This window comes from Pandoraea sp. PE-S2R-1 (assembly GCF_002179865.1).
Taxonomy (GTDB): Bacteria; Pseudomonadota; Gammaproteobacteria; order Burkholderiales; family Burkholderiaceae; genus Pandoraea.
In genome coordinates this window covers 379,735-397,065 of record NZ_NGUR01000015.1, presented here as the reverse complement: position 1 = coordinate 397,065, position 17,331 = coordinate 379,735, and the positions used below count along the sequence as shown (strand labels likewise).

Sequence of the window (17,331 nt, the reverse complement as noted above, 5' to 3'; positions counted from 1 at the left end):
GATTCGAATCCTGCAAGACAACGCGAGACAACTGAGACACGTCATGGCTTTCGCTACGCTGCTTCACAAGAATCAACAACGTATCGCCATTCGTCACGACGACGCATGGGTGCTGCTGCCAGTCGCCATGGGCGATATGGTTTCCCTGATCGAAGGCGGTGCCCCTGCACTTGCGCAGGCGCGCGAGTACGCCACGGCGGCACAGGCCGAGCGCGTGCCGGCAATCGATGCGCATTTGCTCGCCCCCATCACGCGTTTTCGACGTGACGTGCTGTGTACGGGCTGGAACTACTGGGATCACTTCGAAGAAGGCAAGGGCAAGCGCGACGGGCAGGATGTGCCGAAGCCGACGGCGCCGACGTTCTTCACCAAGGGGCCCGACACCGTCCTCGGCCCGTACGATGATATTGCTTACGACGCCACCGTCTCCGCCAAATGGGATTACGAAGCCGAGATGGTTGTCGTGATCGGAAAAACGGGCCGCAGCATTCCGGTGGAACGTGCGATGGAGCACGTGTGGGGCTATTGCCTCGCGAACGACGTATCGCAACGCGATCTGCAACGCCGTCACGGCGGCCAATGGCTGAAGGGGAAGTCGATCGACGCCTCGATGCCGCTCGGCCCGTGGCTGGTGCCTGCCGACGAAATCGACCCGGCACGCGTGCATCTCGAATGCGTGGTGAACGGCACCGTGCTGCAATCGGCCAGCACGGCGCAGATGGCCTTCTCCATTCCTGAGCTCATCGCGGAACTGTCGTTCGGCATGACCTTGCGCGCGGGCGATGTGCTGCTCACCGGCACGCCGAGTGGCGTGGGTAACGCACGCGAGCCGCAGATTTTCCTGCACGAAGGCGACGACGTCATCGTGCGCGGCAGCGGGCTGGGCGAGTTGCGCAATCGTCTGGTGAAGGCGAATCTGCGTGGCGAATCCGGTGTGAAGATCGACGCACCGGTACAGGCCTGACGACGGCAACTCGACGAGGATTCTCATGGATAAGGTGGCAGTCAGCGGACTCAATGGCTTCGGTATGACGGTGCCGGATCTGGAGAGCGCGAGCAAGTTCTACGGCACGTTCGGTCTCGACGTGACGCCGTCCGCCGACGGGCGGGCGCTGTTGTGCAATTGCCTCGGCCGCAGCGGCGACGAAATCGTCCTCACGCGCGGCGATCAGAAGCGGCTGCATCATCTGTCGTTTCGTATCGAGCCCGACACCGTCGACGCCTTCGTCACCCAAATCGAAGCCAACGGTCTGAAGGTGCACACGCAAGCGCCCGGTGACTGGCAACGCGAGGGCCTGTGGTTCGAAGACCCGTGGGGCACGTGGATTCATCTGCTGCCCGCGGCGGCGCAAGCCCTGCCGCGCGTGGCGATGCCGACGTACAACTTCGGCGGCGAGTCGCGGCGGGTAGACGTCAATCTGTGGCAAACGCTGGACAAGTCGCGCGTACCGTTGCGTATCGGTCACCTGCTGATCTTCACGAACGAATGGGAGCGCGCCGAGCGCTTCTATGCGGATGTTCTCGGCCTGCGAACGACGGACCGCGCGGCGGGCAAAGTGGCGTTCATGGCGGCAGGTGTGGGCGTGATCGACCACCATTGCTTCGGGCTGATCAACAGCACGCACCGGGGCTTTCAGCACGCGAGCTTTCAGGTGCCGGGCTTCGACGATATCGGCTACGGCGCGTGGCGCATGCGTGACGCCGGCTATGGCGACGGGTTCGGGCCGGGGCGGCACGCCATCGCGTCGAACCTGTTTCACTACGTGCGCGACCCGTGGGGCAGTTGGGTCGAGTTCTACGCCGACATGGACAAGATCACCAGCGCGTGGGTGTGTCGCGACTGGAATGACCTGCCTTACACGTGGGGGCCGCGCTGGTCGCCCGAGTTCTGGGGCAAGGACATGAACGCGAATCTGGAGCCACGCTGATCGTCGCTGAAGCCGGCAGATGACCGGCATGCGGCAGTGGGCAACACAACCGGAGCAAGGGCCATGGCAATACCTCGCATTGCGCTGGATGTACACGCGCACCTCGCCCCCATCGAGCCATCGCGGCTGTTGGGCATTGACGGCGTGCGCTGGGACGCTTCGCAGCGCAAGCTCGACGTCGACGGTCACATCGTCGGCATCGGCGCACTGTTCTCGCCGGAATCGCTGATCGCGTGGATGGACGAGCAAGGCATCGAGCGCGCGTGGGTGTCGATTCCCCCGCCGCTATATCGCGCGCATCTCGCTGAAGAGGGCGCGCGTGTCTGGTGCCGGTATGTCAACGATGCGCTGGCCGATGTTTGTGCGAAGCACGAGTCGCGACTCTCCGCGCTGGTGCATCTGCCGCTTGAGCATCCCGAACTGGCGCAAGAAATCGCGGCGGCAAATACTCGGGAGACGCGTTACGCAGCGGCGGCTGGCGGGTACGACGGCACGCTGTCCGACGACGCTTATGCACCGTTATGGCGTGTGCTCGACCGGCAGGGGGCGTTCGTGTTCCTGCATCCGGGCCATTGCTGCGACACGCGCCTCGCCAACTTCTATCTCGAGAACCTGATGGGCAACCCGGTGGAGACTGCCGTGGCGGCCTCGCATCTGGTGTTTGGCGGCGTCGCCGCACGGCATCCGAAGATCCGCTTCTGTCTGGCGCACGGCGGTGGCGCAACAGCCATACTCGCCGGCCGGTACGAGCGCGGCTACCGGACGGCCCGGCCCGGCGTCGATACGTCGCTGCCGACGCCGCGCACGACGCTCGGGCGCTTCTATGTCGACAGCATCGTGCACGATCCGCAGGCGCTTGCGCTGAGCGCATCGGTGTTCGGGCGAGACCATGTGCTATTCGGCTCCGACTGGCCGTTCCCGATGGGGCTGCTCACACCGCACACGCAGTTGGCCGACGCCGACCCGGCGCTGGCCGAGGCTATCCGTACGGAGAACGCGCACAAGCTGCTCGACGGCCTGCGCTGAGCGTTTTCGGACGACATTGCGCGGTTTGCTGCCGGGCGTGCGTCGTCGTAACCCATGCTGGCCGGGGCGCCGAAAGCTGGCCCCCGCGTCACGCCCGCCGTTTGCTACACTTGCCGCCTGAAAAGTCACTCTCTCGGGGCGTCAATGATTGGCCGCATCTCCGGCATCTTGCTGGAAAAGAATCCGCCGCATCTCCTGGTCGATTGTCAGGGCGTTGGCTACGAAATCTCGGTGCCGATGAGCACCTTCTTCAATTTGCCGAACGTTGGCGAGCGTGTGACGCTGCTCACGCAGTTCATCGTGCGCGAGGACGCGCAACTGCTGTTCGGCTTTGGCTCCGTGGACGAGCGCAACACCTTCCGCGAATTGCTGAAGATCTCCGGCGTGGGCGCACGCACCGCGCTCGCGATCCTCTCGGGCATGAGCGTGGCCGACATTGCGCAGGCCGTGACGCTGCAAGAGTCGGGCCGTCTGGTCAAGATTCCGGGCATCGGCAAGAAGACTGCCGAGCGTCTGCTGCTCGAACTCAAGGGCAAGCTCGGCGCAGAACTGGGCACGGCGCCCGGTACCGCGAAGCCGCACGATCACAAGAGCGATGTGGTCAACGCGCTGCTGGCACTGGGCTATTCCGACAAGGAAGCGCTCGCCGCCGTTAAGACGGTGCCGGAAGGCACGAGCGTGTCCGACGGTATCCGGCACGCGCTCAAGTCGCTCTCGAAGGGCTGATCTGACGCTCGCAAACCTGTTGGCGTGAGGAAACGGCATGCAACTCCGGTGGCTTGAAGACTTCGTCGAACTCGCCCGCACGCGCAGTTTTACGCGGGCGGCCGAGAACCGTTTCGTCACGCACCCGGCGTTCGGGCGGCGCATTCGTGCGCTGGAAGAATGGGTCGGCACCCGGCTCGTGGAGCGCACCAAGCCGCTCGAACTCACCGCCGCAGGTACTGTTTTTCTCGATGCAGCGACCAACGCGCTTGAAATTCTGCACGGCGCCCGCACGCATTTGCAGGACGCCGCCCCCACGCTCGAAAACAACCTGAAGATCGCGACCGGCCGCACGCTGGCCGCGACGTTTTTCCCCGACTGGTATGAAGCGACGGCCTCGCGCATCGGCTTTTTCACGGCCACGCTCTCGACCAGCGGCGCCGAGGAAGCGATTCTGCGGCTGGCGTCGGGCGAGGTCGATCTGCTGCTCGTCTATTCGAGCCCGCACACACGATTGCTCATCGATCGCGAGCGCTTCGACTGGCTGACGGTGTCGCGTGAGGTGCTGGTGCCGGTGAGCGCGCTCGACGCGAAGGGGCGCGCGAAATACCGTCTGGCGGCCGGGCCGACACCGATTCCATGGCTGGCGTTTGCCCGCACGCTCACCCTGCGCGCCGTGCTGGCGCGCCATCTGGCGGAAATGCCGAACCGGCCGACGCTCAAGCCTGTCTATCAGGCCGATTCCTACGAGGCGATTCTGGCGATGGCACGGCGCGGTGCGGGCATCGCATGGCTGCCGCAGCGCTTGGTGGCCGACGACGTCAGCCGGGGGACGCTCGCCATCGTCGGTGGCAAAGACTGGCAGATTGGTTTCGACATTGCGTTATACCGGCGGCGCCACCAGCCGCATCACGTGCTCGATGCCATCTGGCAGGCCGCCCAGCGCGACGCCGACGACGCGCCTTGAGCGCGCCGACCTCTCATCTTCCTCTGCGTCGCCGATCACGCCCGACCGTTATTGCGGCCGAAGCGACGCCATGCCTTGTTTGAGGTAATCGATCAGGCGCGCATCGACCAACGTGCCCGCCATCAATTCCGGCTCGTTCAAATGGGCAGCTCGGATCTTCGCGTGTGTCGCGGGATTGTCGCCCGCGTACGAGCGGAAGTACGTCATCCACCGTTGCACGAGCGTCTGGACGTCGGGCGACTGCGGCGGCGTGCCTTTTTCCAGATGATCGCGTAGCTCGCCAATCAGCACGGGCCATTCATACGTGTAGGTCAGATAGTTCGCCTGCAAGAAGCGGAATTCATCCTCGTCGAGGTACTTCGCGTAGATCGCGAACTTCGTTTGCGCGAAGGCTTCCTGCACGAAGCGCATCAGTTCGGGCGTGATGCCCGTTTGCGTCACCATCTGCGATTCGGTCGTGTGCATGTGATTGAGCTTGGCGAGCAGCCGGGCGTCGCCGCCCGTATCGCGCTCGACCATCGCCATCCAGCGGCGGGCGGCTGCCTGCGCCGCCGTGCTCTGCGGCGTGTCGCCGCTTGCCATCAGCGCCTGCACATGGGCCACCAGTGCGGGCCATTCGGTCTCGCGCGCGACGTCGTTCTGATACAGCGGCAGGCGGGCGAGTTCGTCTTTCGTGAAGTACTTGTCGTACATGGTCATCAACTCCAGCGTTGTCAGCCATTCGGCAAGATCCGGCGCTTCGCCGCTGTCCAGTTGCGTGCGCAAGCCGGTGAGCCGGTCGCGCAGCCGGGCGGCCTCGTCGATCTGATGCGTGAGCATGTCGATCTGGCGGGTAATCAGCGAGGCCAGCGGAACGTCGGGTCTTGCCAACCAAGTCCCGATGTCGGTGAGCGACATCCCGAAACGGCGCAGCGCCTGAATCTGGTGCAGGCGGGCAACGTCGTGGCGGTCGTAGAGTCGATAACCGGCATCGGAGCGCGCCGAAGGCGTGAGCAGGCCGAGCGTGTCGTAGTGGTGGAGCGTGCGCACCGTCAGGCCGCTACGTTTGGCTAATTCACCGACTTTGAGCAACATCCGGGCACTCCCATCATCTTCTGGCGTAAGACAAGGCTGAAGGCTCACGTAACGTGAGGGTCAAGGGATTTTATGCGACTGATTCGGGGGAAGGGGGACTGAAGCAAGGCGGGAGGCTGAGCGTCCCGCCGGGGAGGCGGGACGTGTCATGCAGTGACAGACCGGCGCGAGCCCAGCGCGCCGGTTTGCGGCATCAATGCTCGTGATGCAGGTACTTCGCCTGACGCGGCAAGCGCAGGCTGACGAAGAACGCGATCACCATCATGGCCGTGACGTACCAGTAGAACGTCGGCTCCTGACCGGCCTTCTTCAGGCCGAGGGCCACGTATTCCGCCGAGCCGCCGAAGATCGCGTTAGCGACCGCGTAGGCCAAGCCCACGCCCAGTGCACGGACTTCCGTCGGGAACATCTCGGCCTTCACGATGCCGCTGATCGACGTGTAGAAGCTCACGATGGCCAGGGCCAGCGAGATCAGCAGGAACGCCGCGATCGGGCTTTGCACAGTCTTGAGCGCCGTCAGGATAGGCACCACGGCAATCGCACCGAGAAAACCGAACAGCAGCATGTTGTTACGACGGCCGATACGGTCCGACAGCATGCCGAAGATCGGCTGCATGCACATGTACACGAACAGACAGCCCGTCATGATGTAGCTGGCGGTCTTGATCGGCATGCCGGCCGTGTTGACCAGATACTTCTGCATGTAGGTCGTGAACGTGTAGAAGATCAGCGAGCCGCCGGCCGTGTAACCCAGCACCGTGAAGAACGCGGCCTTGTGGTTACGGAACAGACCCGCGAGCGTGCCGGCTTCGCTATTCGTACGGCTGGCAGCCGTCGAGGTTTCGTGCAGCGTACGGCGCAGCATGAGCGCCACCACGGCCGTGATCGCACCGACCACGAACGGAATGCGCCAGCCCCATGCCTTGAGTTCGGCTTCGTCGAGCAACTGCTGAAGCACTACGACCACGAGCACGGCGAGCAACTGGCCGCCGATGAGCGTCACGTACTGGAACGACGAGAAGAAGCCGCGACGGCCCTTGAGCGCGACTTCACTCATGTAGGTTGCCGTGGTGCCGTACTCGCCACCGACCGACAGACCTTGCAGCAGACGTGCGAACAGCAGCAGCGCCGGTGCCCAGTTGCCGATGCTGGCGTACGTGGGCAGCGCGGCGATGAGCAGCGAGCCGAAGCACATCATCATCACGGAGATGACCATCGAGTTCTTGCGGCCCTGACGGTCGGCGATACGGCCGAAGATCCAGCCGCCGATCGGGCGCATCAGGAAGCCCGCCGCGAACACACCCGCCGTGTTGAGCAACTGCGCCGTCGGGTCGGAACTCGGGAAGAACGCCGGCGCGAAGTAGATCGCGCAGAACGCATAGATATAAAAGTCGAACCACTCGACCAGATTCCCGGACGAGGCCGCCACGATGGCGAAGACGCGTTTGCGCACTTCTTCCGGCGTGGGCGGGGCGTTGGTGGTGTCGGCGCTCGTTGTGACTGTGTCTCTCATTTCTATTGGCGATGTGCGGCATCGCGTTAATCACGTTGCAACATGACGCAAATGCGATGGGTCCATCCAATATGCACTTCACACATTAACGAATCCGCACATCGCGTCGCGGGGGCGGGGCAACTATAGCGGTTACCCGCAGGCCGGGGCAATGCCCACGCGCCGGATTGATCATTTCGGAATTGGAAATAATCGCCGGGATTGTTGCGTTGCAGCATGGTGATCAACCGCGTCAGGCGGTGATCTGCACAGGGTGACGGCCTGTTTCGGCAGGGAGTACGAGGGCGCAAAAATTCTTTGAATTTCTCGCCATGCGAGACGGGGCCGGGCGCGCGAGCCGTTGTGAACCGCTGCCAACCGCTGCGAACCGTTATGACCCGGATGCAAAGCTTATTTCTCTCGGGCACTTATTTGCTTTTCGATATCCATTGGTTAGCCGCACGCGGGCGGGTCATTACCATGAAGGGCTACTTCGTCCGTTGGCCCTCACGCGTGCGGGCCGTCCGAAGTGGTCCGATTTGGCCCGATTCGGCCAGAAGCAAACCAGCAGTGAAGTCATGCAAGGCGATACGTTATTGATCAAGTCGGGCGGTGAGGCGGCGCTCACGGAGTGGCAGCATCATTTCGCTCGCCTGATGCCCGGACTGCGGGTGTACGGCTGGGACGATCCCTTCGTCGATGCACGCTGCGTGAAATACGCGCTCGTGTTTCAGCCCGATCACGGGCGGCTGGCCGACTACCCGAAATTGCGATTGATTTTGAGCGCGGCAGCGGGCGTCGACCATATTCTGGCGGACCCGGCGTTGCCGGCGGATGTGCCGATCGTACGCATGATGACCGACGAAACGCGCGAGCGCATGAGCGACTACGTGACGTGGGCGGCGCTCTCCATCGTGCGCGACATGCCGGTACTGATTGCCGCGCAGCGCGATGGCGAGTGGGCCAACGCGCGCACGGGGCGGCTCGCCCGCGACACCCGCGTCAGTGTGTTGGGGCTGGGCGAACTGGGCCGTGCCGTGGCGACGCGGCTGCGCGTCCATGGTTTCCAAGTGAACGGCTGGGCACGCACGCCGAAATCGCTCGACGGCGTGAATGTCTTTGCCGGTGAATCGCAGCGCAACGCGATGCTGTCGCAGACCGACATTCTGATCAATCTCCTGCCCGATACGCCCGCGACGCGGGGCATTCTGGATCGCGGGCTATTCGCTCGTCTGCCCACCGGTGCCAGCCTGATTCAGGTCGGGCGCGGCGCGCATCTGGACCGGCAGGCGTTGCTCGACGCCCTCGACAGCGGCCGATTGCGCTCGGCCGTTCTCGACGTCTTCGATCTCGAACCGCTGCCCCCCGGCGACGCGCTGCGGCGGCATCCGAAGATCGTCATCACACCGCACATCGCCTCCACCGTGTCGTATGCGGCGCGGGCGCGGCAGGTGGCCGATGTGCTCGGAGCGCACTTGCGAGGCGCGCCACTGCCGTTTGTCTACGACGCTACGCGAGGGTACTGACGCCCATGAAATTCTCATCGAATGCTTCACCCGACGCGGGGGGAGACCCGGCACCCGCCGACGTCGCCGCCATCGCACGCGGCGAAGAAGCGTATGAACGCATCCGGCGCGACGTGCTGGCCTGCGCGATCATGCCGGGCACGATCATCAGCGAGGCGGAACTGATGCGCCGCTACGAGATTGGCCGTGCCAGTTGCCGGGTCGCGCTCGTACGGCTCGTGCACGAAGGGTTCGCGCGTGCGATTCCCCGGCAAGGCTATCGCATCGCGCCGATCACGCTGGCCGACGTCGAAGAGATCTTCAACCTCCGCGCGCAGCTTGAGCCCATGGCCGCCCGGCTGGCCTGCGGCAACGTCGACACCGACCTGCTACAGCGTCTAAACGATGCTTGCGAAGCCCCCAATGCACACAAGCCCATCGGCCATCAGATCGACTGGTTTCTGCACACCAACCGAAAATTCCATCTGACGATCGCGGCGGCCAGCGGCAACGCCCGGCTGTATCGAACGCTGGCCGGGTTGATGGACGATATGGAACGGCTGGTGTCGCTGGGCTTTGGCGTGCAGGGCATCCGGCCCCGCATCGAGAGCGATCACGAAAGCATCATCTCGGCGCTCGCGGCGAGCAACCCGTCGCGCGCCGAAGCGCTCGCCCGCCGTCATATCGAGACCTTCCTTGCGCAGACGAAGGAACAGGTGTTCGCCAGTCTGTCGACGGCAGGTGCGTGGCTGCCGTACTTCTCCATCGCCGAATTGCGCAAGTAGGTTCATCTCCGGATCAGGCAGCGGAGAGCGACGGTGCGTCGCGCCAGCCGCGCCCCGGAATGGCATCGAGCAGCGAGCGCGTGTACGGATGCGACGGCGCGCCGAAGATCGCCGACGTATCGCCATACTCGACCACGTTGCCCGACTTCATGACCGCGATGTGATCGCACAATTGCGCTGCCACGCGCAAATCGTGCGTGATGAATACCATCGACAGGCCAAGCTCCGATCGGAGCCGTGCGAGCAGTCGCAGCACCTGCGCCTGCACGGAGACGTCGAGCGCGGAGACCGGTTCATCGGCCACCAGCACTTTGGGCCGCATGGCCAATGCGCGAGCGAGCCCGATGCGCTGGCGCTGTCCTCCGGAGAATTCGTGCGGAAAGCGATCGAGTGCGTCGGCAGATAACCCCACAAGTTCGAACAACTCGCGTGCATGGTCATGGGCCTGCTGGTGAGATTCACCACGCGCCATCGGCCCTTGCGTGACGATATCGCCGACGCGACGGCGCGGGTTGAGCGAACTGAACGGATCCTGAAACACCATCTGGATATCGAGCCCCTTCACGCGCGAAGCGGCATCGAGAGATTCTGGCGCGAGGTCCGCGTCGCGATAGAGAATGCGCCCGGCGTCGGGCGTCACCAATCGAAGGATCGTTCGCGCCAGTGTCGACTTGCCCGAACCGCTTTCACCGACGATCCCGAGCGTCTGACCGCTGCCCACTTGCAGATTCACATCTCGCAAGGCGGCCGTGTGAAGGTGCTTCTTGCCGAGCCAGCCATGTTTGCCGTAGGACTTCTGGACTTTCTCGATACGCAGCACCGGTGGCGTGACGTCCGGTGTGTGTGGCGTGTGGCCACCCCGTGCTGACGATGGCTCGAACAACGGCAACTCAGGCACCGCTGCAATCAATGCACGCGTGTAGTCGTGCGATGGGCGTGTGAGCACTGCATCGACCGTCCCCTGTTCGACGATCTTGCCGTGGCGCATCACCGCGACGCGATCGGCAATCTCGGCAACCACGCCAAAGTCGTGCGTGATGAACAACACGCCGGTGCCCTTGCGTTGCTGAAGATCGCGAATGAGCGTGAGGATTTGCGCTTGCGTGGTCACATCGAGCGCGGTAGTCGGCTCGTCGGCAATCAACAATTCGGGTTCCAGTGCAAGCGCCATTGCAATCATGGCGCGTTGCCGCTGCCCGCCGGAGAGTTCGTGCGGGTATCGCTTCGCGGCGTCGGAGGGCGACGGAATCTGCACCGCATCGAGCCAGTCGAGCATGCGCGCCCGGATGGTACTGCCGGGCAGCCGCGTGTGCGTGCGATAGACCTCGGCGATCTGATCGCCGATGGTGCGCAGCGGGTTGAGCGCAGTCATCGGCTCTTGAAAGATCATGCCGATGCGCGAGCCTCGCCACCGGCGGCGCTCGGCTTCGGGCAACGTCAGCAGATTGCCTTCGCCGTGCCACGCGATACGTCCGGCACTGGCCTGTACGCCAGAGGGCAGCAGCCCCAGCAGCGCGCTGGCGGTCATCGACTTGCCTGAGCCGCTTTCACCCACCATGCACAGGATTTCGCCCTGCCCGAGTGAGAACGACACGTCGTGCAGTGCATGACGGCGATCTGCATTGGGCGGCAGATCGAGGGTGAGATGTTCGACGTCGAGCAGAGAGGTCATGGTGACGATCCGTGAAGTTCGCGAAGGGGCCGCGAGTCGTTGGTGAGCGCTCAGAGGCGCTGACCACCGCTCGCGTCAATACATTGGCCGGTGATCCAGCGCCCGGCGTCGCTGGCGAGAAACGCCACGATGTCCGCAATATCGCGGGGCTCACCGACGCGCCCGAGGGCGACCGTGCGGGCGATCTCCTGACTCGCGACCGGGTCGCTCGCGCGCCGGTTCAGATCGGTAGCGGTCGCGCCGGGCAACACGGCGTTGACCGTGATGCCGCGTGCGCCCAGTTCGGCGGCGAGCAGCAGCGTGAACGCTTCCAGTCCGGCTTTCGCCGGCGCATAGACGCTCATCTCGGGATAGGCAGCGCGTGTGCCGATGGACGACACATTCACGATCCGCCCCCCGTCGCGCAGTGCGCCCAGTGCCCGTTGCGTGAGGAAGAACGGCGATTTCAGGTTGACTTGCAACACGCGGTCGAAGTCTTCCGGCGTCACGGCATCGATGCGCGCGCGCAAGCCCACGCCAGCGTTGTTCACGAGAATGTCGAACTTCGGTGCGAGATCGCGTTCAGTTAGCGCGGAAAGGAAGCGCTCGATAAGCGTGCTCGCGCCATCCGCTGCGGACAGATCCGCGTTTACCGCGAAGGCTTTCGCGCCACTGGTGGTGAGTGTTGCAACGAGATCGTCCGCATCCTGCTTTGCGGCGTTGTAATGAACGGCGACCGTAGCACCGCGTGCGGCCAGTGCCTTGGCGATCGCGCGGCCAATACCACGGCTTGCGCCGGTGACCAGCGCGACTTTGCCGTCGAGACGAATGGGGTCTGTCGGGGGGACGAGCGTCATGACGTGAGGGCTCCGGAGGTTTGGGTGTTGTTGTGACGGCTGTCGCTCCAACCGCCTTGAGATTCCAGCGCCCGCGCCTGTTGCAGCAGCGCGTGGCGATCGACCTTGTTGGTGCCCGCCCAAGGCAGTTCGGTGACGAACGAGACGCGGCGCGGATGCTGATAGGCCGGGCCGTTGGCGAGCGCGTGTTGCTTGAGCGCTTCAACCGTGAGCGTGCTGCCCGGCTGGCGCACGACGAACGCGACGGGCACGGCAGCGCGCTCTTCGTCGGGCAACGGCACCACGCTGGCCTGACGAACTTCCGGGTGCGCTTCGAGCAGCTTCTCGACTTCGACCGGATAGATGTTTTCGCCTGCGCAGACGAACATGTCGTCGGCGCGACCGACAAAGTAAAAGAACCCATTGGCGTCGCGGCGCATCACGTCGCCGCTGTAATACCAGCCGTCATCGAGCACTTGTGCCGACTTCTCCGGCAGACGGTGATACCCATGCATGACCGCCGGGTTGCGCATGCACAGCACGCCTTGGTTGGCATCGAGGCCGTCGACGAGCTTCACGGCGTCGGGCGAGATCGGATAGCCGAGGGCGAGCGGGGGCAGGGGGATGCTATCGGGATGCTGGCCGAAGATGCTCGGCCCCGCTTCCGTCGTGCCGTAGCCGTGGTGGATGTGGGTCTTGGGGAATGCGGCCTGAATGCGGTCGAGCAGCGCCACGCTCATGGGGGCTGAGCCGAGCATGACGCGTGCGAGCGCCGGGAAATCGCGCCCGGCCAGCGTCTGCGGGTCCTTGATCAGACGCGCGAACATCGTCGGCACGGCGGTCAGTACAGTGATGCGGTAGCGCTCCAGTGCGTCGACATACGACGGCACGTCGAACGACGGCAGAATCACGATCGTGCCGTTCACGGAGAACGCGCGCTTCGCCATGAACAGACCGTTCATGTGAAAGAGCGGTTGCGCGAGCAGATAGCGCTCTGCCGCCGGGTCTTTCGGCTTGGCGTAGTTGACGGCCAGCGCCCAGAGTTGTCCCGCATGCGTGAGCGGCACGCCCTTGGGCTTGCCCGTCGAGCCGGACGTGTAGAGCATCTGCGCGACGTCGTCATCCTGCGGTTGCACGGACGGGAAGTCGGCCGGCTGCACTTGCGCCGCGAAGCCTTCCGGACCGGCGTCGTCGAAGTCGATCACGGGCACGCGCGCAGCGAGCGCCTCGCGGCGGGCACCGTCGACGAACGAGAGGGCGATGTCTGCGTCATCAATCACGTAGTCGAGAATTTCGCGCGACTGCTTGATGTTGATCGGCACGGCAATGTATCCGGCACGCATGATGCCGAAGTAGGCGATCAGGAACTCCGCGCGGTTGAGCGAGGCGATAGCGACATGCGCGCCAGCGGGCAGGCGGCGCGCGCGCAACGTGGCGGCGACACCGCCCGCCAGCCGGTGAATATCGGCGTGCGTGTACGTGACCGGACGGGCCGCATCGCGCAGGTCGACGATGGCGGGCGTGTCCAGAGGAAGGGTTCGGTCGACGAGGTCGCCGAGGTTATGCCAGCGGTGAGTCATGACGTTCAGGCAACAAAAGAGGTAACAAGGTCAGCGCAAAGTCGCGGAATCAGCGTTTGCGCAGTGACGGATTGAGGGCGTCGTTCAGGCCGTCGCCGACGAGGTTCAGCGCGAGTACGGCGAGCATGATCGCGATGCCGGGTTCGGCGCACAGATACCAGGACGAGCGGATCAGCGTGCGGCCCTCGCCGATCTGGCGGCCCCAGCTCGCGACGTTCGGGTCGCCCAGACCGAGGAACGCGATGACCGACTCGTACAGAATCGCGCCGGCCACCACGAGCGTGCCCATCACGAGCACGGGCGGCAGCGCATTGGGCAGCACTTCGCGCAGGGCGATGCGCCACGGCGACAGGCCGACCGTGCGGCACGCCTGCACGAACTCGCGTGACTTGAAAGAGAGGCATTCGGCGCGTGTCAGCCGCGCAATGGGCGGCCACGACACGAGCGCCACGGCGATCACCGTGTTCTCGATGCGCGGGCCGAGAATCGCCACGACGGTCAGCACGAACACCACGTTGGGGACGATCTGGAACAGTTCGGTGAAGCGCATGAGCACTTCGTCGAGCCAGCCGCCGCACCACGCCGCCATGGCCCCGATGCTCACGCCAATCGCCGTGGCGGCGAGACTCGCGACGAGCCCGATGGCGAGCGTGGCGCGTGCGCCATGGGCGAGCAGGGCGGCAATGTCCCGTCCGAGCGCGTCGGTGCCGAGCGGGTATTGCCATTGCTCGAACGGCCAGAGTTCGGGTGCTGCCACGATGCGCAGCGGGTCGCCCGGATACCACCATCCCGCCCCCAACGCGACGATGACGATGAGCGCGAGCAACACCGCGCCCGCCACGGCGCCGCGATGACGAAGGAATTGTTGCCACGCGCGGTGGTCGCGCCTGGTTCGGGCTTTGCCACCGGAGGCACCGGCCGGGGCAAGCGCATCGAGTGTCGGATCGGCGGAAGAAGTCATAAGCGTGTAGCCGGGGGCTTTGGAAGTACCTTGAAGTGCCGCGAGCGAGCCGCTCAGGACGCTTGTGTCCGGATGCGGGGATCGAGTCGCGTGTAGAGCAGATCGACGGCGATATTCGCGACGATGACGAGCGCCGAACTCAGCACGAGCAGACCGAGCACGACCGGGTAGTTGCGGCTCATCACGCTGTCGAACAGCACGCCGCCGATGCCGGGCCAACTGAACACCGCTTCGACGACGATGCTGCCGCCGAGCACTGTGCCCAATTGCAGGCCGAGCAGCGTGACCACCGGCAACATGGCATTGCGCACCATGTGCCGCACGATCACTGCACGGCGTGTAAGACCTTTGGCGAGTGCCGTGCGCACGTAATCCTGCCGAGCGACTTCGAGCATCGACGCGCGCATGACGCGCGCATAGGTGGCCGCGTAGAAAAGGCCCAGCGTGAGGGCGGGCAGTGCGAGGTGATGCAGCACGTCGAGCGACGCATGCCACGCGCCGATGACACCGGTGCCGTAGTCCATGCCGATGGTCGTCATGCCACCCACGGGAAACCAGCCGAGCTTCACGGAGAACAGAATGATCATCATGATGCCGAGCCAGAAACTCGGCGCGGCGAAGCACACCACGGCAGCGGCCGAGACGAGCGTGTCGCGCCAAGTGTTGACGTTCACCGCCGCCACGACCCCTGCCGTCACACCGACCAGCACGGCGATCACCAGACTGGCGAGCATCAGCACGAGCGTGGCCGGCAGGTGCGCCATGATCACGTCGAACACCGGCAGGTTGTGACGATACGAATAGCCGAGATCGAGATGCGCGACGGCGTTGACGTAATGCAGCAACTGCTCCCACAGTGGCTTGTCCATGCCATACGTCACGCGCAGGCGCTCGATCAATGCCGGGTCGGTGACCTGCTGCTCGGCGGTCATCACGTCGAGCAGCGTGCCGGGCACCGACTGGATTAGGCAGAAGTTCATGACGATGACGCCAAGCAGCAGCGGCACGGCCTGCACCAGACGGCGGAACAACAGACGCGTCACCATGGCAGTCGCCTCCTCATCGAGCCGTCACGACGCAAGCCAGACGTCGGCGAGCGCATCGCCCTGCACGTTGGCACTGGTCGTGGCGCTGCGCACGTTGGTGCGCGAGAGCGTGAACGATTCCATCTCGACGAGCGGCACCAAAGGCGCATCGGTGGCCGCCAGACGGGCGAAGTCGTGCGCGAGCTGCTTGCGTTTGGCGTTATCGGTCTCGACCGTGAGCCGGTCGACCAACGCATCCATGGCCGGGTTCGAATAGCCCGTCGCGTTGCGGAACGCCGCGCCCTTGACGATGCCGTCCGTCGTGAAGAATTGCGTCACCACCGGCACCAGCTCCAGCGGCGCGGTGAAGTTCGACACGGCGATGTCGTAGTCGTAATCGCTGTAGATGCGCTTGAGTGCCGTGGCACGGTCCACCGAATCGAGCTTCACGGTGATGCCGACGTCCTGAAATGCCTGCTTCAGATACTGGCCGAGCTTCGCGTTCTCTTCGAACCACGCGGCGGCGACGAGATTGATAGTGAAGCGCGAGCCGTTCTTTTTGGGCAGCCCGGCGGCATCGAGCAGCGCGTTGGCCTTGGCCGGGTCGAACGGATACTTGGGCACGTCGTCGGTGAAGAACAGCGGGTTGCTGCGGAAGATCGGCGACACCGCCGGTTTGCCGCGCCCGAAGTAGATCGTGTCGATGATGAACTTGCGGTCGATGGCGAGCAGCAGCGCCTGCCGGACTTCACGGCGTTTGACGTGTTCGCGTCGTTGATTGAATTCGACGGTGACCGTCCACGCGGCGTTTTCATAGCCCTTGGTATCGAGCACGATCTTGCCGGTCTTGACCAGACGGTCGATCTCGCGCCCGGGCACCGGGTTCGAGAATGCCACGCCGAGTTCGCCGGTTTCCAGCGCGGCGGCGCGCGACGCCGGGTCGCCCCACCAGCGGATGATCAGCTTGTCCGGATACGGCTGCGCCGAGTTCCAGTACTGCTCGTTGCGGGAATACGCGACGTGGCTGCCGCGCACCCATTGCCCGTATTTCCACGGGCCGGTGCCGACGGGCGTGTTGTTGAGCGGGTTCGTGATGATGTCTTTGCCCGCATACAGATGCTTGGGCACGACGACCTGATACTGACCGGCGAGAATCGACTTGAAGAAGAACTCCGGCACCGGGGTGGTGAATTCCAGCTTCACGGTATGCGCATCGACCGCGCTCACACGCTTGAGCGCCTTAAGCGCGACACCCGCAGAGATCGGCTTCCAGTGTTCCTGCACGTTGTAGACGATATCGTCGGCAGTGAACGGCGTGCCGTCGTGCCAGCGCACATTCTGGCGCAGCGCGACGGTATAGGTCTTGAAGTCGGCAGAGGCGCGCACGTCGGTCGCAAGCACCGGCTGAAACGCCAGCTTCTCGTCGATCTTCAGCAGGCGTTCGAGAATCTTGGTCGAGGTCATGAACGGGCTGGAGCCACCACCGCCCGGCACAAACAGCGCCTGCGGCTCGAGCCCGCCCCAACTGGCCACGAGCGTGCCGCCACGGCGCGGGACAGCAGCACCCGGCGCATCGGCCGCCACGGCACGCGTCGGCGAGATCAGCCAGCCCGTGGTGCCGGCAACAGTGGCAGCGGCGGTGGCGAGCGTGCCGCCAGCGGTGCGGTAGAGGAAGTGGCGTCGGGACATGCCCCGGGTATTGCGCATGATGAACTCCGGAAAACGCGGCACTCACGCGTTTGCGCTGGTGCCTTGATACGTGTGGCGAATGTCGTTGCGGCGGGTTTCGTCGCTTC

The 17,331-nt window shown here is 64.5% G+C and carries 15 protein-coding genes; 7 read left to right on the top strand and 8 right to left on the bottom strand.

Annotated features, from left to right (window positions below):
• Positions 1-43 precede the first annotated feature (43 nt).
• The 5 genes from CDV44_RS19170 (at position 44) to CDV44_RS19150 (ending at position 4,626) form a co-directional block, all read left to right on the top strand.
• The gene (locus tag CDV44_RS19170; RefSeq protein ID WP_087689699.1) at positions 44-964 is read left to right on the top strand and encodes a fumarylacetoacetate hydrolase family protein; all 921 of its coding nucleotides are present in this window, start codon (positions 44-46) and stop codon (positions 962-964) included.
• Positions 965-989: 25 nt separating this feature from the next.
• Complete coding sequence (locus tag CDV44_RS19165) at positions 990-1,928, top strand: VOC family protein (protein WP_087689697.1); 939 nt, start codon at positions 990-992, stop codon at positions 1,926-1,928.
• Positions 1,929-1,991: 63 nt separating this feature from the next.
• Complete coding sequence (locus tag CDV44_RS19160; RefSeq protein WP_087689695.1) at positions 1,992-2,954, top strand: amidohydrolase family protein; 963 nt, start codon at positions 1,992-1,994, stop codon at positions 2,952-2,954.
• 144 nt (positions 2,955-3,098) lie between these two features.
• Positions 3,099-3,680, top strand: a complete 582-nt coding sequence (gene ruvA, locus CDV44_RS19155; RefSeq protein WP_058377247.1) for a Holliday junction branch migration protein RuvA — start codon at positions 3,099-3,101, stop codon at positions 3,678-3,680.
• A gap of 37 nt (positions 3,681-3,717) precedes the next feature.
• Positions 3,718-4,626: a LysR family transcriptional regulator gene (locus tag CDV44_RS19150; protein ID WP_058377248.1), complete on the top strand. Its 909-nt coding sequence runs from the start codon at positions 3,718-3,720 to the stop codon at positions 4,624-4,626.
• A 48-nt stretch (positions 4,627-4,674) separates the two neighbouring features.
• On the opposite strand, the gene CDV44_RS19145 is transcribed toward CDV44_RS19150, so the two are convergent.
• Positions 4,675-5,700: a MerR family transcriptional regulator gene (locus tag CDV44_RS19145; RefSeq protein ID WP_087689693.1), complete on the bottom strand. Its 1,026-nt coding sequence runs from the start codon at positions 5,698-5,700 to the stop codon at positions 4,675-4,677.
• Positions 5,701-5,893: 193 nt separating this feature from the next.
• Entirely contained in the window at positions 5,894-7,213 is a 1,320-nt protein-coding gene (locus CDV44_RS19140; RefSeq protein WP_058377250.1) for an MFS family transporter, read from the bottom strand.
• Between the two features lie 557 nt (positions 7,214-7,770).
• Between CDV44_RS19140 and CDV44_RS19135 the strand changes: the two genes are divergently transcribed.
• Both CDV44_RS19135 and CDV44_RS19130 read left to right on the top strand, forming a co-directional pair.
• Positions 7,771-8,718 carry a glyoxylate/hydroxypyruvate reductase A gene (locus CDV44_RS19135; protein ID WP_087690739.1) on the top strand — a complete coding sequence of 316 codons (948 nt, stop codon included), beginning with the start codon at positions 7,771-7,773 and terminating at the stop codon, positions 8,716-8,718.
• A 5-nt stretch (positions 8,719-8,723) separates the two neighbouring features.
• Positions 8,724-9,482 carry a GntR family transcriptional regulator gene (locus tag CDV44_RS19130; protein ID WP_058377251.1) on the top strand — a complete coding sequence of 253 codons (759 nt, stop codon included), beginning with the start codon at positions 8,724-8,726 and terminating at the stop codon, positions 9,480-9,482.
• A gap of 13 nt (positions 9,483-9,495) precedes the next feature.
• Here the strand turns inward: CDV44_RS19130 and CDV44_RS19125 are convergent, their stop codons facing one another.
• The 6 genes from CDV44_RS19125 to CDV44_RS19100 are packed head-to-tail and all read right to left on the bottom strand — an operon-like array spanning position 9,496 to position 17,242.
• On the bottom strand, positions 9,496-11,154 hold the full coding sequence (locus CDV44_RS19125) for an ABC transporter ATP-binding protein (protein ID WP_087689691.1): 1,659 nt from the start codon (positions 11,152-11,154) through the stop codon (positions 9,496-9,498).
• Positions 11,155-11,204: 50 nt separating this feature from the next.
• Positions 11,205-11,990, bottom strand: a complete 786-nt coding sequence (locus CDV44_RS19120) for an SDR family oxidoreductase (RefSeq protein ID WP_087689689.1) — start codon at positions 11,988-11,990, stop codon at positions 11,205-11,207.
• Positions 11,987-13,549, bottom strand: a complete 1,563-nt coding sequence (locus CDV44_RS19115) for a class I adenylate-forming enzyme family protein (protein WP_087689687.1) — start codon at positions 13,547-13,549, stop codon at positions 11,987-11,989. Before CDV44_RS19115 ends, CDV44_RS19120 begins: the two co-directional genes overlap by 4 nt.
• Before the next feature lie 49 nt (positions 13,550-13,598).
• Positions 13,599-14,510: an ABC transporter permease gene (locus tag CDV44_RS19110; RefSeq protein WP_087689685.1), complete on the bottom strand. Its 912-nt coding sequence runs from the start codon at positions 14,508-14,510 to the stop codon at positions 13,599-13,601.
• Positions 14,511-14,563: 53 nt separating this feature from the next.
• A complete protein-coding gene (locus CDV44_RS19105; RefSeq protein ID WP_087689683.1) occupies positions 14,564-15,556 on the bottom strand; it encodes an ABC transporter permease in 993 nt (330 codons plus the stop codon).
• Between the two features lie 24 nt (positions 15,557-15,580).
• Complete coding sequence (locus CDV44_RS19100; RefSeq protein WP_087689681.1) at positions 15,581-17,242, bottom strand: ABC transporter substrate-binding protein; 1,662 nt, start codon at positions 17,240-17,242, stop codon at positions 15,581-15,583.
• Positions 17,243-17,331: the final 89 nt, after the last annotated feature.

Coding starts and splice junctions, on each gene's coding strand:
- CDV44_RS19105 (WP_087689683.1), bottom strand. CDS start 15,556: ATGGTGACGCGTCTGTTGTTCCGCCGTCTGGTGCAGGCCGTGCCGCTG.
- CDV44_RS19145 (WP_087689693.1), bottom strand. CDS start 5,700: ATGTTGCTCAAAGTCGGTGAATTAGCCAAACGTAGCGGCCTGACGGTG.
- CDV44_RS19110 (WP_087689685.1), bottom strand. CDS start 14,510: ATGACTTCTTCCGCCGATCCGACACTCGATGCGCTTGCCCCGGCCGGT.
- CDV44_RS19135 (WP_087690739.1), top strand. CDS start 7,771: ATGCAAGGCGATACGTTATTGATCAAGTCGGGCGGTGAGGCGGCGCTC.
- CDV44_RS19165 (WP_087689697.1), top strand. CDS start 990: ATGGATAAGGTGGCAGTCAGCGGACTCAATGGCTTCGGTATGACGGTG.
- CDV44_RS19100 (WP_087689681.1), bottom strand. CDS start 17,242: ATGCGCAATACCCGGGGCATGTCCCGACGCCACTTCCTCTACCGCACC.
- CDV44_RS19170 (WP_087689699.1), top strand. CDS start 44: ATGGCTTTCGCTACGCTGCTTCACAAGAATCAACAACGTATCGCCATT.
- CDV44_RS19140 (WP_058377250.1), bottom strand. CDS start 7,213: ATGAGAGACACAGTCACAACGAGCGCCGACACCACCAACGCCCCGCCC.
- ruvA (WP_058377247.1), top strand. CDS start 3,099: ATGATTGGCCGCATCTCCGGCATCTTGCTGGAAAAGAATCCGCCGCAT.
- CDV44_RS19115 (WP_087689687.1), bottom strand. CDS start 13,549: ATGACTCACCGCTGGCATAACCTCGGCGACCTCGTCGACCGAACCCTT.
- CDV44_RS19125 (WP_087689691.1), bottom strand. CDS start 11,154: ATGACCTCTCTGCTCGACGTCGAACATCTCACCCTCGATCTGCCGCCC.
- CDV44_RS19120 (WP_087689689.1), bottom strand. CDS start 11,990: ATGACGCTCGTCCCCCCGACAGACCCCATTCGTCTCGACGGCAAAGTC.
- CDV44_RS19130 (WP_058377251.1), top strand. CDS start 8,724: ATGAAATTCTCATCGAATGCTTCACCCGACGCGGGGGGAGACCCGGCA.
- CDV44_RS19150 (WP_058377248.1), top strand. CDS start 3,718: ATGCAACTCCGGTGGCTTGAAGACTTCGTCGAACTCGCCCGCACGCGC.
- CDV44_RS19160 (WP_087689695.1), top strand. CDS start 1,992: ATGGCAATACCTCGCATTGCGCTGGATGTACACGCGCACCTCGCCCCC.